The following is a 15,300-nucleotide window of genomic DNA, read 5'->3' as shown; positions in this document are numbered from 1 at the left end:
GCGCCGGCCCACACGAAACGGCGCGGGCCGCCGCTAGTCGGCCCGAAGTGGCAGCACCCGATAAGGCCCTCAGGTCGCGAAGAGGCCTCATCATCAAAAGCGGCGGGCAGGTATCCTGACTTGTGCCCGGTATCCCGCCCTTCTCACCCGCCAGGGGCAATGGGCTGCGCGGGGATACCGTTGCGGCCGCTTACGCGGGCCACGGGCACTTACAGTAGCGCGTCTGTCCGGGAGTTGCACCCGGTTCCCTTTTCGGGCCTGTTCTGCAGGGAGAAAGGCCACCACGCCGCTCGTCTGACTGAAAAACACAGGCAAAGAACGTGGCCGCAAGCTACGCACAGTTTGCGCGATTTGCTTGCGGCCGCTGGCCCGGCGGAAGTATCCGGGCAATGCCTCTACCTTTGCGCTCCACCCGCTGACGGGGCCTACTTAATTAGTATTTTTAATGATTCGTATTGCGCGGCCGTTTTTCTCAGGCAGTAAGGATATTAAACACTTGGTAAACAACTTGCTGCGGCGGGAGCAGGCCCGGCTGGTGAGCCAGCGGGTGCTGGATGTACCCGCCGGCAACGGCGACACGGCCCGGCTCCTGCTGGAACTGGGGGCCCAGGTAACGGCCGCCGACCTGTACCCGGAGTTTTTTCGGGTGCCGGCTATTGAGTGCGTCAAGGCCAACCTGAACAGGGCTCTGCCCTTTGCCGATGCCAGCTTTGATATGGTGATTTGCCAGGAGGGTATTGAGCACATGCCCAACCAGCTGCACCTGTTTCAGGAGCTGAACCGGGTGCTGCGGCCGGGGGGGCGGGCCATCATCACCACGCCCAACTACTCCAACCTGCGCACCCGCCTGAGCTACCTGCTGCTGGAAAGTGAGGGCTACAAGCTCATGCCCCCCAACGAAGTGGATTCCGTGTGGGCCTCGGATAATGCCCGCACCATCCACGACGTGTACCTGGGCCATATCTTCTTCGCCAACCTCACCAAGCAGCGGGCATTGGCGGCGCTGTCGGGGCTGCGGATAGTGGAGGTGCATCCCTCAAAGGTCAACTATACATCCTTGGCACTGCTGCCTTTTTATTATCCCTGGATGCGGCTGGCCGGGTGGCGGGCCCGGCAGCGGGGCCTGCGGAAAGGCACGCCCTCGGCCCGCCGCCCGGAGGCGTACGCCGAGCTGGCCCAGCTCAACCACAGCCTGACGGTACTCACCGGCGGCCACCTGATTGTGGAGTACGAAAAGCGGCTGGAAACCACGGAGGCAGTACGGGAGCTGACGGGCAAGCTCGCGCTGGATACGGCCCGCACCTGATTACTTTTGCACAGCAGATTTAGTTACGAATACCCTATGCAGCAGCGAATTGGGGCCTTTTCCTGGGGGCAGTATTACCATTCGGGGCAGTTGTCGCAGCAGCTGCTGTGGCTAGCCTGCGGGGCCGGAGTGGCGGGGCTGCTGGCTTTCCGGATGCTGATTGCGCTGAGTCCGGTGGTGGGCGTGCTGGCCGCGCTGACCAATCCCCGGCTGCGGCAGGCTCTGCCCCAATACTGGCGCAACGGCGCGGCCCTGCGGGCAGCGGCGCTGGTGGCGTTTCTGCTGTTGAGCGGCCTGTACACCAGTGAGTGGGCCGTGTGGCGGCACGAGCTGTTCCGGAGCCTGACCTGGCTGGGCGTGCCGCTGGCCTTCACGCTGGCCGTACCCCTGAGCGCCCGCCAGCGGCTGACAGTGGGCGCTTTTTTCGTCCTGAGCACGGCGGCGGTGGGCCTGTTGACGATGGGCCAGTACCTGCTTGATCCGGCGGCGGCATTAGAGGCCATTCGGGTGGGGCAGAACCTACAGGCGGCTACGGGGACGTTTCACATTGCCTTCGGGCTGATGCTGGCCCAGGCGTTTTTCTGGGGGCTGCTGCTGCGGCGCAGCCCGTTGGCGGGGCAGGCTCTGCGGACCGGGTTGCTGCTGGCCGTGGGGGTAATTGCGCTGAGCCTGCACGTGCTGGCCTACCGCACGGGGCTGCTGGTGCTGTACGCGGGGCTGCTGGCCTGGGCGTTCCGGTTGCTGCTGCGGCGCCGGCAGCGGCTGGTGGGGCTGGGGCTGCTGCTGGCTGTGCTGGTGTTGCCCTGGCTGGCCTACCGCACCCTGGAGCCGGTGCAGCAGCGCATCAGCACCACGCTTTACGACGTGGCCCAGTACACCGAGGGGCGCGACATCAACGGCTACTCCCTGGCCCAGCGGCTGGCGGCCGTGGAAACGGCCGGGGCCATCATCCGGGAAAACTGGTTGCTGGGCGCGGGCCCGGCCGATGCCTACGCCGCCATGCAGGCGCAGTATGCCTGGCGCAACTTCGGGCTGCGGCCCGAAAACCGGGTGAACGTGCACAACCAGTACCTGAGCACGCTGGTGGGCGGGGGCGTGGTGGGGCTGGCCCTGTGGCTGGCCGTGCTGCTGGGGCCGCTGGTGCAGCGGGCCACCCGCCGTAATCCCTACGTGTGGGTGTTCATCTTCACCCAGGCCGTCGCCATGCTGGTGGTCGATATCCTGAGCCTGCAAATCAGCCTGAACCTGTTTGTTTTCGGCTACGGGTTTGTGGTAGTTGCCACGGAAACCGCCGCGCGGTCCGCCGAACCGGAGCTGCCGGGGTTGCCGCCGGCCGGTCGCTAGGCGCGGCGGGCCGTGGGCAGCCGGCTTAGAGTTTCTTTTGTCCTTGCTTTCACCTTGCTGCCTATGTTGCCCCTTGCCCCGCCGCGTACCATGTCCTCCCGCATCCGGTCCATTTTCAGCGGCTCGGTGGGCAACCTGGTGGAGTGGTACGACTGGTACGTGTACTCGGCCTTCGCTTTGTATTTCGCGCCGGCTTTCTTTCCAAAGGGCAACCTCACGGCTCAGCTGCTGAACTCGGCGGCCATTTTTGCGGTGGGCTTCCTGATGCGGCCGTTGGGCGGCTGGCTCATGGGCCTGTACGCCGACCGGGCCGGCCGCAAGGCGGCGCTGCTGGCCTCCGTGCTGCTCATGTGCGGGGGCTCGTTGCTGATTGCCCTCACACCATCTTACAGCCAGATTGGCGTGGCCGCCCCCGTGTTGCTGGTGGTAGCCCGGCTGTTGCAGGGCCTGAGCGTGGGCGGGGAGTACGGCACCTCGGCCACCTACCTCAGCGAAATGGCCGATTCCCGCCACCGGGGCTTCTTCTCCAGCTTTCAGTACGTGACCCTCATTGCCGGGCAGCTGCTGGCCCTGCTGGTGCAGTTGGGCCTGCAGCAGCTGCTCACGCCCGCCGAGCTGGCCGACTGGGGCTGGCGGGTGCCGTTTGTGATTGGGGCCCTGGCGGCGCTGGTGGCGCTGTACCTGCGCCGCTCCATGGAAGAAACCGACGCCTTCCAGCAGCGGGTAGTAGCCCCGGTTCAGGCCGAAAAACCCAGCCAGCTGCGGATTCTGCTGCAGCATCCGCGGGAGGTGCTCACGGTGGTGGGCCTCACGCTGGGCGGTACGGTGGTGTTCTACACCTTCACTACCTACGTGCAGAAGTTTCTGGTGAACACCGCCGGCTTCAGCAAGGACCAGGCCACGCTGGTATCGTTCGGGGCGCTGGGCGGGGCCATGCTGCTGCAGCCGCTGATGGGGGCCTTGTCGGACCGTATTGGGCGGCGGCCGGTGCTGCTGTTTTTTGGCGTGGGAGCCACGGTGGCTACGGTGCCGCTGCTCACTGCGCTGGCCCACCCGGGCAGCGTGGGGGGCGCTTTCGGCTACCTGCTCCTGGCCATGCTGATTATGAGCGGCTACACCTCCATCAACGCCGTGGTGAAGGCTGAGCTGTTCCCGACGGAAATCCGGGCCCTGGGGGTGGGGCTGCCCTACGCCCTCACGGTGGCCATCTTCGGGGGCACGGCCGAGTACCTGGCGCTGCTGGCCAAGGACCACGGCGTGGAGCACTGGTTTTACTGGTACGTAACGGCCTGCGCCGCCGCCTCCTTGCTGGTGTACTGGCGCATGCCCGATACCCGCGCCACGTCCCGCATCAGCCAGGAAGAAGCCCGCGCAAGCCTTATTGAATCGTGATGGTATCGGCGACGGCCCGGGTTGGGTTGGGGAACAGCAGCACGTACTGGCCCGGCTGCGTGGCCGTGAACTGGTACGTGCCCTGATATTCGGAAACAACCTGGGGGCAGGTGCAGCCTTCATAACGCACAATGGGCACCAGATACACCTTGTTGCCCTCCCGCTGCTCCCGCAGCTGCTGAAACTTACCGCAGCCGTCGCCAATGCTCACCACGTAGGTGACCGGCACGGGAGTACCAACTTTGCCGCTTCCGGCGCTGGTGGCCGTAACCACGGTGGCCCCCACCTCAACGGCGCAGGAGGCCTCTTGGGCATCGGGGGAGCAGGCGGCCAGCCCCGGGGCGAACGGGGCTGCCAGTAGGGCGCGTAACAGCTGGGAGCGAAAACTCAGCATATGATGTCAGCTAAAAACCGGCGAATAGTGCCCGAAAGTAGGAGGGAAACAACGGAAAAAGAAAAGGTTGGGCGCTTCATAATTTCCAGAATCAAGCCCGAGGCAACTTAACGCCCAAATTGAGGTATAATTATTGAGGGAGCTACCGCCGACCATTTGCTTTGTATGGTCAACGCCTCTCTGATCCGCTTCTGTTGCCTATGCCTGCTACCCGTACCCTTGCCGCGCGCTTTTCGTTCTTGACGCTGGGAGTACTTCTCTGCTGCTCCTCCTGCTCCTCCAAGTCCGACAGGTCCGAACGGGCGGTAAACCGGCCCAGCCCGCCGGCTCAGGTGGTGGCAACCACGCCTTCTGGTGCTACCCTGCGCATCAGCTACAGCCGTCCTTCCGCCAAAGACCGCACCGTGTTCGGCGGGCTGGTTCCGTACGGGCAGGTCTGGCGCACCGGGGCCAACGAGGCCACCACGTTCGAGGTAAGCCAGCCGGTGAGGGTGCAGGGCCAGCCGCTGCCGGCCGGCAAATACGCCCTGTTTACCATCCCCACTAAAAAGGAGTGGACCATCATCTTCAACAAAACGGCCAAGCAGTGGGGGGCCTACGAGTACCAGGCTGCCGATGACGTGCTGCGCGTGCCGGCCCCCGCAACTGCTATTCCCGCCCCGCTGGAGCAATTCACCATCACGGCCAGCAAAGCCGGGCAGGTAACGCTGGCCTGGGAGAAAACGCAGGTGCAGTTTGAGGTAAAGTAGGCGGCTATACGGCGGGTCAGGCCACCGGAAGTCAGCCGCCTACCTTTCTCCCAGCACACTTTCTACCCAGCCTTTGCCCCAGTCGGCCAGCTCCTGCGCGGTCCAGAGCTGGGGGTAGAAGATGCGGCGCTGAAACTTGGGAGGCAGGTACTGCTGCCAGTTGGTGCCGCCGGTGGCCGCAATGGCATCGGGCCGGCGCTCCAGGTAGCGCACCGCCGATTTGTAGTGCATCAGAGGCCAGTTCACGTTTACGTTCACGTCCAGCTGCTTGAGCTGGCGGAGCAGGCGCGGGTTCTCCTGACCCTCGGGGCCGGGGGACAGGCGCTGCACCACGGCCCAGAGGTTGCGGTGCTCGTACTCGCGGGCGTGGGCCAGCAGCCGGTCGGCGTACTTCTTCTCAAATTCCGTGAGCGTAAGGGCCTTGGCCCCGGTTTCCACTACCGTGGCCCCCGATTTCCAGTAGATGCAGCCCATCAGCTCGTCGTGGGCGGCGGCTTCGCCCAGCAGGCGGCGCTGCTCCTCAGGCACCAGGTTGCTCAGGGCGGTGCTGGCCAGCTCAATCATACGGTACTGCACGCTCTGGAACCCCGAGGCCGGCATCAGCGCCATCCGAAACTCCAGAAACTGCTGCTTGTCCATGCCGTCCACCATCACGTCAAACGAATCAATCAGATTTTCGAAGTAGCGGTTGATGCGGCCCACCCGGCGCGTCACTTCCTCCACGGTGGGCGCGGCCAGGTCGCCCAGCTGCTCGTACTCGCAGAGGCAGAGCTTGAAGTAGAGCTCCGTAATCTGGTGGTAGATGATGAAAATCCGCTCGTCGGGGATGGTAGTGAGGGGGCGCTGCAAACTCAGCAGGGTTTCCAGCTGAATGTAGTCCCAGTAGCCCAGGTAGCGGGTGTGGTAGAGGCCTTCCAGGTAGGCGGCCAGGTCCTGGTCGTCGGCGGCGTAGCGTTGCTGCAGGCGCTGCAGCTGCTCCAGCACGGCAGGGGAAGGTTGAAATTCGGGAGTCGTCATGTGGGGGGAAAGGACGGTAGCAGGTGCAAAGATGTGAGAAATGTGAGGGAATGCAGGCAACGCGGCGAAGCGGACGGATACGGAAGAGGCAACGCTTTCATCTACCTGTTCTGGCTCACTCCGCTGGCCCTTCCTCACATTTCCCACATTTCAATCACATTAAAAATTACCTTTACCCTGCTTATGGCAGAAAAATCCAGCATTTTCGACATGATTGGGCCGGTGATGATAGGACCCAGCTCCTCGCACACGGCCGGGGTGGTGCGCATTGCGCGGGCCGCCATCCGCATTCTGGGTAGCGTGCCCACCCACGCTACCATCACCTTCTACAACTCCTTTGCCCGCACCTACGAGGGCCACGGCTCCGACCGCGCCATTGTGGCCGGCCTGCTGGGCATGCCCACCGACGATGTGCGCATCCGCGAGGCCTTCGACCACGCCCGGGAAGCCGGCCTGCAGTACACCTTTCAGGGCGTGGGCAATGCCTCCACCATGCACCCCAACACTATCCGGCTGCAGCTGCGCGACGAGCGCACGGGCCACGCGGTGGAAGTAATCGGGCAGAGCCGGGGCGGGGGCGTAATCCGGATTGTGGAGGTAGATGGGTTTCCGTCGGACTTCTCGGCCTCGCTGCACACGCTCATCATTGATGCCGACGACGTGCCCGGCTCCATTGCCTTCATTGCCAGCGTTATTGCCCACGACGACTGCAACATTGCCACCATGTTCGTGAGCCGGAAAGGGAAAAATGACGCGGCCCGCCAGTTTATCGAAATCGACTCGGGCCTGCGCGACATCACCCTGGACTACCTGCGCCAGCTACGGTGGGTGCACCGCGTCACGTACATTCCCACCATCGACTAACGGCGGAATCCGCTGGGTTAACGCCCGAATTTGCGCGGTTGGTTGATTTTCGGCTTGGCTGGCTACCGGTGGCGTGTACCTTTGGTGGCTTAGGCCACCCGCGCAAACTGCCCTGGTGGCCACGGATGAGCTTGTTCACGCCTTCACTTCCTTTTTCTATGAAGCGTTTTTACTGGGTTCTGCTGATGGCCGGGCTCGCGGGGGGCCACGCGGCGCAGGCGCAGCAGCTGCCCACGCAACCGCCGGCCGGAACAGTAGCGGCCACCGCGCCCACCGGCCCCTGGACGCTGCAGCGGGCCATTGATTACGCCCTGCAGAACAACCTCTCGGTGCGGCAGCAGCAGCTTACGGCCGAGCTGCAGAGTGCCACCCTGCGCCAAAGCCGGGCCGCGCTGCTGCCCTCGGCCAACCTGAGCGGCACCCAGGCCTGGAACTTCGGTACCAGTATTGACCCGCTGACCAACGAGTTCAAGAGCCAGACCATCCGGTCCAACAACTTCTCGGCGAACTCGCAGGTGACGCTGTTTTCGGGGTTTCAGCTGCGCAACACGGTGAAGCGCAACCTGCTGGATGCCGAAGCCTCGGTCCTGGATATTGAGAAATCCCGCAACGACCTGTCGCTGAACGTGGCCTCGGCGTTTCTGCAGCTGGTACTGGCCGAGGAGCTGGTGCGCGCCAACGAAATTCGCGTGAGCAGCACGAAGGCTCAGGTGGAGCGTACTCAGAAGCTGCTGAAGGCCGGTGCCATTCCGGAAAGCAACCTGCTCGATATCCAGGCCCAGCAGGCCTCCGATGAGCTGAACGTGATTACGGCCCAAAACCAGCGCGACCTGGCTCGCCTCTCACTCACGCAGCTGCTCAACCTCCCTTCGCCCGCGGGCTTTACCATTGAGGTTCCCCAACTGGCCGACCCCGACGACGCGCCGCTGCTGGAAGCCGACCCCGATGGTACTTACCAGACGGCCCAGAGTCTGCTACCCGAAATCAAAGCCGCCGACCTGCGCGTGCGTTCTGCCCAGCGCAGCCTCGATGTGGCCCGGGGTGGCTACTACCCCCGCCTGGGGTTGGGAGCCGGTATTTTCACTGGTTACTCGTCGGCGCGCTCCTCGTTTATTCAAACCGGGCTCGATTCCACGTTTATCCCCGTTATTAACCGCCAGACGGGCCGGCCCGACCCTTCGCTGGGCCTGCTTACGGTGCAGCCCCGCCGCGAATTCAGCTCCACGGCTTTCTCGCAGCAGCTGAAAGACAACCTGGGTAAAAACATCCAGTTCTCGCTGCAAATCCCCATTCTGAATGGTCTGCAGGTACGCACCTCGGTGCAGCGGGCCCAGATTAATATTCAGCAGCAGGCGCTGCGGGCCGAGCAAACCCGCCTCACGCTGCGCCAGAGTATTCAGCAGAGCTACGCCGATGCCATTGCCGCCCAGCGCCGTTACCTCTCGTCGCGGCGGCAGGTGGAGGCCCTCACCACGGCCTACCGCAACGCCGAAATCCGCTTCAACAACGGCCTGCTCAACGGCACCGAGTTCAACATTGCCAAGAACAACCTCACGGCCGCCGAATCCACGATGATTCAGGCCAAATACGAATTCATCTTCCGCCGCAAAGTGCTGGATTTCTACCAGGGCCGGCCCGTAGCGCTGTAAGCAGTATCCACGCCTGAACGGGTGCCCGGCAGCGGTTCAAGCCAGGGTTCTGCAGAAAGGCTGCAAGTGGCTTAGCACCTGATTTCTAACTTCTCTCCTAGAACATGAAGAATAACCGTACCCTGTTTATCCTGCTCGGCGTGCTGGTGCTGCTGATTGGCGGCTTTATGGTGGCGAAAAAGATGGGTTTGGTAGGGGCGCCGGCCGGCACCGAAGTACTGGCTGCCAAAGCGGCCCCGGCCACTATTGTGGAGAAGGTTAGCGCCTCGGGCAAAGTGCAGCCCGAAACCGAAGTGAAGATTTCCCCCGACGTATCGGGCGAAATTACCGAGCTGTACGTGGAGGAAGGCGACTCCGTGAAGAAGGGCCAGCTGCTGCTGCGCATCCGCCCCGATAACTACCAGGCCGTAGTAAGCCAGCAGAGCGCCGTGGTGGGTACCCAGCAGGCCAACGTGGGGCAGAGCCAGGCCCGCCTGCAGCAGCTCATTGCCAACGCCCGCCAAACCGAGCTGACCTACCGCCGCAATGCCTCGCTGTACAAGCAGAAGGTGATTTCGCAGGCTGATTACGAGGCCAGCAGGGCCGCCTATGATGCCTCGCAGGAGGAAATCAACTCGGCCCGCCAGAGCATCCGGGCGGCCCAGAGCAGCGTGCGGAGCGCCCGCGCCGGTCTGGAGGAAGCCCGCCGCAACCTCGATAAAACCACCATTTACGCCCCCGTAAGCGGCACCGTCAGCAAGCTCAACGTGAAGAAGGGCGAGCGGGTAGTGGGTACCTCGCAGATGGCCGGCACCGAAATCATGCGCATCGCCAACCTCAACAACATGGAGGTGCGGGTGAGCGTGAACGAAAACGACATCATCAACGTGGACCTGGGCGACTCGGCCGACGTGGAAGTGGACAGCTACGCCAGCAAGGACCAGAAATTCCGGGGCATTGTGACGGCCATTGCCAATACGGCCAAGGATGCCCTCACGGCCGAAGCCGTAACCGAGTTTGAAGTGCGCATCCGCCTGCTGCCCGAGTCGTACCGCTCGCTCACGCGCACGGTGCAGGGCCGCACCATCGTTCCGTTTCGCCCCGGCATGACGGCTTCCGTGGACATTATCACCAACCGCAAAGTCAATGTGCTGAGTGTGCCGCTGGCCGCCGTAACCACCCGCTCCGACAGCGCCAAGACGGAGGATAAAAAAGGTGGCTCCGGTATCAAAGTAAACCGTGGCTCCACGGCGGCCCCTGAAAAGCCCGAGGCCACCGGCATCAAGCCCGCCGCGCAAGAAGTGGTGTTCCTCATCCGCAACGGCAAGGCCATGCTGACGCCGGTAAAAACCGGCATCAGCGACTTCCAGAACATTGAGGTGCTGAGCGGCGTGCAGGCCGGCGACCAAGTGGTGAGCGGGCCGTTCCGGGCCGTGTCCAAAACCCTGAAGGATGGCGCTATGGTGGTAGTGAAGGACGCCAAGAGCCTCGACAAGGCGGCCATGAAGGAGGAGCCTACCGACGAAGAAGATAAATAATCGGCCCGCCGGCTACTGCCTGAGTAGTAGTTGCTAACCCCGGCCGGAAGGCGGGTTCTCCTGACCGGAGGGCCCGCCTTCCGTTTTTTTTGGCTAAGATTGACGGGAAGGTGAGTTGGTGAAGTGGTGAAACGGCGAGTTTACGGTGGTGGAGAACCTCGGGGTCCGACGCCACGCAAACCGTGCCGTTAGCGCCATCCGAACGCCAGACTCACCATCTCACCACCTCACCAGTTCACCATTCCCACCCCTTGGAAAAAATAGCCATGCTCGGCGGCGGCTCCTGGGCCACTGCTCTCACGAAAATCCTGTCCGAAAACGGTAGCCGCGTGCACTGGTGGATGCGCAGTAAGGACGACGTGCAGCACCTGCTGCGCACCCGCCACAACCCGCGCTACCTGTCGTCGGTGGCCCACGACCTGAGCCGGGTGCTGCCCACCACCGACCTGGATGAGGCCGTGCGTGAGGCCGACTGGCTGGTGCTGGCCGTGCCCGCCGCCTTCGTGCAGAGCACCCTCGACAAGCTGGGTCGCGACGAGCTGAAGAACAAACGGGTTATTTCGGCCATCAAGGGCATGATTCCGGGCAAAAACGTGCTGGTGACGGACTACGTGGCCGAGCGGTTCCGGCTGCCCCACACCCGCCTAGGCGTAGTGGCCGGCCCCTGCCACGCCGAGGAAGTGGCCCTGGAAAAGCAGAGCTACCTCACCATCGGCTCGCCCGACGCTGACCTGGCCGAGGAATTCAGCCGTTTGCTGCGCAACCGCTACGTGAAAGCCAACCCCGCCGAGGACCTCGACGGGATTGAGTACTGCGCTGTGATGAAGAATATCATTGCCCTCACCGGCGGCATTGCCCACGGCCTGGGCTACGGCGACAACTTCCAGGCCGTACTGGTGAGCAACGCCGTGCAGGAAATGCGCCGTTTCGTGCACGCCCTCAACCCCCAGCCCCGCGACCTATCGGCCTCCGCTTACCTGGGCGACTTGCTGGTGACGGCGTACTCGCAGTTTTCGCGCAACCGTACGTTTGGTAGCATGGTGGGGCGGGGCTACTCCGTAAAATCGGCCCAGCTGGAGATGAACATGGTGGCCGAGGGCTACTACGCCGTCAAGAGCATTTACGAGCTGAACCGCAAGCTGCAGGTGTCCATGCCCATCACCTCGGCCGCCTACCACATCCTCTACGAGAAGATTTCCCCGGCCATTGAGATTGAGCTGCTGAAGGAGAAGTTTAAGTAGGATGCGGCTGATTCTGACGGCGGTTTTGCTGGGTTTTACGTGGCTGGTAGCGGCTTGGGGCTCCTACGTTAGTCTGCTTTCCGGGCTGCCTCCGGTTTTGGCGCTGCTTAACGTGCTGTTCTGGACCGGGCTGGTTACGTGGGCTTTTCGGGTGTCAGTAAAGACGGACGCGCTTTGGCGTAGAATGCTGCCCGCCGCGCTTCTTACTCTGAGCGTAGTAGCCTATCAATACGCTTTTCGACACCTGAAAGCCCGGTATCTGGAGACGCAGGGGCCACCCCGACGCTATTACTCTCCGTACACAGAGAATCAGGAGTAAGCTTTCCTCTTTCCACTCGACATTTACCACACACCACATGGGCACCTGGGATTACCACAACTTCGATAACGACGACGCGGCGGACTTTGCCGAGAACTTCCGCCAGAACCCCAACGAGGCCGTTTTGTACGAGGCCCTGGCCACGGCTGCCGAAACCGAAGATTCCGTGGAGCTGCCCGAAGCCGCCGAGGCCTTGGCTGCCGCCGAAATTGTAGCCGCCATTCTGGGGCATCCAACCGATGATTTTTTGCCGGGCCTGCTGCTAGCCGTGAACGGCATGGAAGCCGACGACGACCTGGCTGATCTGGCCGTGGAAGCGGTGGAAGCCGTGCTGCGCAAATCGGAGCTGCAGGAGGAATGGGCCAAATCAGCTGATTACCCGCAGTGGCAACAGCACCAGCAGGATCTGCTGGCCCGCTTAGCGGCTGAGTAAGCGTGCCCTGGCTGGTACTAGCCCTGCTCACGGCATTTTGCCTGGCGGGCTATAACTTCTTCATTAAGCTGGCGGCCGGCCATATTTCGGCGGCGGCCGGGGCTGTTATTCTGCAGCTGGTGGCGGCAGCATTGGGTGGCGTTTGGCTGCTGGTGCTGCGCCTGAAAGGCCAGCCGCTGGACGTGAGCAGTAAAGGCGTGGGCCTGGCGGTGCTGGCCGGGGCCGGCGTAGGTCTGGCCGAAATCCTCACATTCATCGTGTTCAGCCGGGGCGTATCTTCCTCGGTGGGTACGCCGGTAATTGTGGGCGGCTCGGTGCTGCTCACGGCCGTGCTGGGACTGGTGGTGCTGCGCGAGGCCTTGTCATGGCCGCAGGTGGCGGGGCTGCTGTGCATTGTGGTGGGCATTGCCCTGCTGGCCCGCGGGCATTAGTCGCCGGACGCTTCCTACTCAGCTACAATACGCCGCCGGGCGGCTGCCAGTAACAACGTGGTAGCCGCCCGGCGGCGTGTTACGGCTATACTGCGGGGCTACTGCGGCCGCCACACGAACGTGAGGCCCGTGGTGCCGGCCGGCCAGGCCATCGGCGACATGCTCATGCCCTTGATGCGCGGCTTGCGGCCCCAGCGGTTGCGGTGCGAGAGGTAGCCCAGGTGCGCCGATAGAATGCCAATGCCCGCCCCGGCCACTACATCCGACTGCCAGTGCCGGTCGTTGAGCATGCGCAGGGCGGCCACGCTGGTGGCAATGGTGTAGGCCCCCACGCCGTACCACTGGCTTTTATCCCGGAACTCGGTGTGCACGATGCTGGCCGCCAGAAACGCCTGGGCCGTGTGGCCCGAGGGAAAGGAATTGCGGGTGCTGCCATCGGGCCGGAGTATTTTGGTGGTGTTCTTCAGCACGTACGTCAGTGCTCCGAAGATCAGCTCCGACTTGCCGATAATCAGCAGCGTGTTCAGCCGGTCGTTGCGCGACTCCACGCCGGCCAGCGCCACCAGGCCCAACTCGGCGTACGGGGCCAGAATCAGGTAATCATCCACCTTGGTGCGGAAGTTGGGGAAGTTACGCCGGAGGTCCCGGCGGGCATCGTAGCTGCTGTAAAATCCGTTGCCGTTGATGGTGGATGCCCCGTAGCCGATGAGCAGGGCCGGCACAATGGTGGCCTTCACCAGCTTGCCCTTGTACCAGGGGCTTTTCACCGGAGCCGGCACCCCGCCGGGGTTTTCGTACTTGCGGGTGGTATCGGTGGGTGCCACGGGCACTTGCTGGGCCGCCAGGGGCAGGGCCGTACTTACGCAGAGCAGGGCGGCAAGTGCCTGACTACGAGCGGCAACGAGAAGGGTAGCGGGCATCGGGATTGGCTTTCGGAAGGAAACTGGGCACGAAGGGGCTGCAAGATAACGACGTAACATTGGCATAACATCCGGCCCGCCCATTGCCCGCGCCGGGCACCTAACCGGCAGCCGGCTGCTAAAAGCAGCCGGCCTGCTGCACCGGCCGGGCCGGTTTTCTCGTAGATTCCGGCATGAAATACCTGCGCGAGAAGCACCCCCTGGCCATCCGGTGGTTTCACTGGATCAACTTTCCGGTGCTGGCCCTGATGATTTGGAGCGGCCTCTGGATATACTGGGCCAACGACGTGTACCGGCTGGGCTGGGGTTCCACCACGCTACTCAAATTCTTTCCCCAATCCTTCTACGAGGCGTTCGACGTGCCCTACAAGTTGGCCAAGGGCATGGCCTGGCACTTTGTGCTGATGTGGGTATTTGTGCTTAACGGGCTGCTGTACGTGCTCTACACGCTGGTATCGGGGGAGTGGCGGGAGCTGGTGCCCGGCCGCCACGCCCTGCGCGAGGCCGGCCAGGTTATCCTGCACGACTTAGGGTTTCGTAAAACTGCGCCGCCCGCGCGCAAGTACAATGCCGCCCAGCAGATTGCTTACTCGGCCGTGGTGCTGATGGCCGTGGGCTCCCTGCTCACGGGCGCGGCCATCTACAAACCTACTCAGCTAGCCTGGCTGACTACTGCCTTGGGTGGCTACGCGGCGGCCCGGCTGGAGCATTTCGTCCTGACCATCGGCTACGTGCTGTTCTTTGTGGTGCACGTGGCGCAGGTAGCGCGGGCCGGCTGGAACAATTTCCGCTCCATGGTGGCCGGCTTCGAGGTTGTTGACAATCCTACCCCGCCCACCGTTTCATCAACTCCTGATTCGTCAATTCCGTCCTCGCATGGCCACTAACTCACCTGATCAGCCGCAAACTCCCGCCGACGAAGCGGTGCTCCTGGAAGCCCGCCGCCGCTCCCGCCGGGCTTTTGTAGTGGGCGGCAGCGCCGCGCTGCTGGGGTTGCTGGGCTGGCGCTGGGCCAGCACCGGCGACGAGGCCGACGGCATTTCCCGGCCGCTGCGGAGTGTGCTGGATGCTAATGGCCAGCTGGCCGAAGCGTATTACAGCTCGGCTCACCTGGCTCCGGTATTCCCCAGGAGCCGGGCCCGGGAGCCACGGGTTAATGGCAAAGTGGGGCTGAAAACAGTGCTGGATCCGGCCACCTGGCGCCTGCGCGTAACGCCGGCTGCGGGTGGGGCCGCCCGGGAATTTACCCTGGCCGAGGTGCAGGCCCTGCCCCGGGTAGAAATGACCACCGAGCTGAAATGCATTGAAGGCTGGAGCGTGATTGTGACCTGGGCCGGAGCGCGTTTCGCCGATTTTCTGGCCCGCTACCCGCTGGCCGATACGAGCTTGCCCTACGTGAATCTCACCACGCCCGACGGCAAGTATTACGTGGGGCTGGACATGGCCAGCGCCCTGCATCCGCAAACCCTGCTGTGCTACGAGATGAACGGGCAGCCGCTTACCCCCGAGCACGGGGCCCCCCTGCGGCTGGTTACGCCCGTCAAGTACGGCATCAAGCACATCAAGCGGCTGGGTTCCATCAGCTTCCCGCCCCAGCGCCCCGCCGACTACTGGGCTGACCGGGGCTACGACTGGCACTCAGGGCTGTAATCGACCATCGGTGCCCACGGCCAAAACAGCACAACCCGGGGCCAGGCCTCGGGTTGTGCTGTTTGGTTGCGGAA

General features: G+C 63.3%; 15 protein-coding genes and 1 riboswitch. Of the genes, 12 read left to right on the top strand and 3 right to left on the bottom strand.

Translation table 11 applies throughout. The features are described from left to right. Positions 1-88: 88 nt before the first annotated feature. Positions 89-302, bottom strand: a riboswitch (cobalamin riboswitch). Between the two features lie 143 nt (positions 303-445). From ACN19L_RS02995 to ACN19L_RS02985, 3 genes are all read left to right on the top strand, one after another. After that, positions 446-1,306, top strand: a complete 861-nt coding sequence (locus ACN19L_RS02995) for a class I SAM-dependent methyltransferase (protein WP_426492066.1) — start codon at positions 446-448, stop codon at positions 1,304-1,306. Between the two features lie 36 nt (positions 1,307-1,342). Continuing rightward, positions 1,343-2,650 (top strand): O-antigen ligase family protein, encoded by a 1,308-nt coding sequence (locus ACN19L_RS02990; RefSeq protein ID WP_426492065.1) that lies wholly within the window; start codon positions 1,343-1,345, stop codon positions 2,648-2,650. A gap of 63 nt (positions 2,651-2,713) precedes the next feature. After that, the gene (locus ACN19L_RS02985) at positions 2,714-4,042 is read left to right on the top strand and encodes an MFS transporter (protein WP_426492064.1); all 1,329 of its coding nucleotides are present in this window, start codon (positions 2,714-2,716) and stop codon (positions 4,040-4,042) included. Here ACN19L_RS02985 and ACN19L_RS02980 read toward each other — a convergent pair. Then, positions 4,029-4,436 (bottom strand): hypothetical protein, encoded by a 408-nt coding sequence (locus tag ACN19L_RS02980; protein WP_426492063.1) that lies wholly within the window; start codon positions 4,434-4,436, stop codon positions 4,029-4,031. The two genes, ACN19L_RS02985 and ACN19L_RS02980, sit on opposite strands and share 14 nt — an antisense overlap. A 200-nt stretch (positions 4,437-4,636) precedes the next feature. Here ACN19L_RS02980 and ACN19L_RS02975 point away from each other — a divergent pair, with 200 nt between their 5' ends. Beyond that, on the top strand, positions 4,637-5,185 hold the full coding sequence (locus tag ACN19L_RS02975; RefSeq protein ID WP_426492062.1) for a DUF2911 domain-containing protein: 549 nt from the start codon (positions 4,637-4,639) through the stop codon (positions 5,183-5,185). A 39-nt stretch (positions 5,186-5,224) separates the two neighbouring features. Here ACN19L_RS02975 and ACN19L_RS02970 read toward each other — a convergent pair whose 3' ends face one another. Beyond that, positions 5,225-6,202: a tryptophan 2,3-dioxygenase family protein gene (locus ACN19L_RS02970; protein WP_426492061.1), complete on the bottom strand. Its 978-nt coding sequence runs from the start codon at positions 6,200-6,202 to the stop codon at positions 5,225-5,227. A 183-nt stretch (positions 6,203-6,385) separates the two neighbouring features. Between ACN19L_RS02970 and sdaAB the strand changes: the two genes are divergently transcribed. From sdaAB to ACN19L_RS02940, 6 genes are all read left to right on the top strand, one after another. Then, on the top strand, positions 6,386-7,066 hold the full coding sequence (sdaAB, locus tag ACN19L_RS02965) for an L-serine ammonia-lyase, iron-sulfur-dependent subunit beta (protein ID WP_426492060.1): 681 nt from the start codon (positions 6,386-6,388) through the stop codon (positions 7,064-7,066). A 158-nt stretch (positions 7,067-7,224) separates the two neighbouring features. Further along, positions 7,225-8,715: a TolC family protein gene (locus ACN19L_RS02960; protein WP_426492059.1), complete on the top strand. Its 1,491-nt coding sequence runs from the start codon at positions 7,225-7,227 to the stop codon at positions 8,713-8,715. A 104-nt stretch (positions 8,716-8,819) separates the two neighbouring features. Then, positions 8,820-10,232: an efflux RND transporter periplasmic adaptor subunit gene (locus ACN19L_RS02955; RefSeq protein ID WP_426492058.1), complete on the top strand. Its 1,413-nt coding sequence runs from the start codon at positions 8,820-8,822 to the stop codon at positions 10,230-10,232. Between the two features lie 251 nt (positions 10,233-10,483). Continuing rightward, a complete protein-coding gene (locus tag ACN19L_RS02950) occupies positions 10,484-11,473 on the top strand; it encodes an NAD(P)H-dependent glycerol-3-phosphate dehydrogenase (RefSeq protein ID WP_315997546.1) in 990 nt (329 codons plus the stop codon). A 356-nt stretch (positions 11,474-11,829) separates the two neighbouring features. Further along, positions 11,830-12,225, top strand: a complete 396-nt coding sequence (locus ACN19L_RS02945; RefSeq protein WP_426492057.1) for a DUF4259 domain-containing protein — start codon at positions 11,830-11,832, stop codon at positions 12,223-12,225. A gap of 2 nt (positions 12,226-12,227) precedes the next feature. Next, the gene (locus ACN19L_RS02940; protein WP_426492056.1) at positions 12,228-12,656 is read left to right on the top strand and encodes an EamA family transporter; all 429 of its coding nucleotides are present in this window, start codon (positions 12,228-12,230) and stop codon (positions 12,654-12,656) included. A 98-nt stretch (positions 12,657-12,754) separates the two neighbouring features. Here the strand turns inward: ACN19L_RS02940 and ACN19L_RS02935 are convergent, their stop codons facing one another. Then, positions 12,755-13,576 carry a phosphatase PAP2 family protein gene (locus ACN19L_RS02935; RefSeq protein WP_426492055.1) on the bottom strand — a complete coding sequence of 274 codons (822 nt, stop codon included), beginning with the start codon at positions 13,574-13,576 and terminating at the stop codon, positions 12,755-12,757. A gap of 173 nt (positions 13,577-13,749) precedes the next feature. Between ACN19L_RS02935 and ACN19L_RS02930 the strand changes: the two genes are divergently transcribed. Both ACN19L_RS02930 and ACN19L_RS02925 read left to right on the top strand, forming a co-directional pair. Then, complete coding sequence (locus ACN19L_RS02930; RefSeq protein ID WP_426492054.1) at positions 13,750-14,463, top strand: cytochrome b/b6 domain-containing protein; 714 nt, start codon at positions 13,750-13,752, stop codon at positions 14,461-14,463. Continuing rightward, complete coding sequence (locus tag ACN19L_RS02925; RefSeq protein ID WP_426492053.1) at positions 14,453-15,226, top strand: molybdopterin-dependent oxidoreductase; 774 nt, start codon at positions 14,453-14,455, stop codon at positions 15,224-15,226. Before ACN19L_RS02930 ends, ACN19L_RS02925 begins: the two co-directional genes overlap by 11 nt. Positions 15,227-15,300 lie beyond the last annotated feature (74 nt).

The sequence above is a fragment of the Hymenobacter sp. 102 genome (genome assembly GCF_049949205.1).
GTDB lineage: Bacteria > Bacteroidota > Bacteroidia > Cytophagales > Hymenobacteraceae > Hymenobacter.
This window is presented reverse-complemented; position numbering and strand designations above follow the sequence as displayed.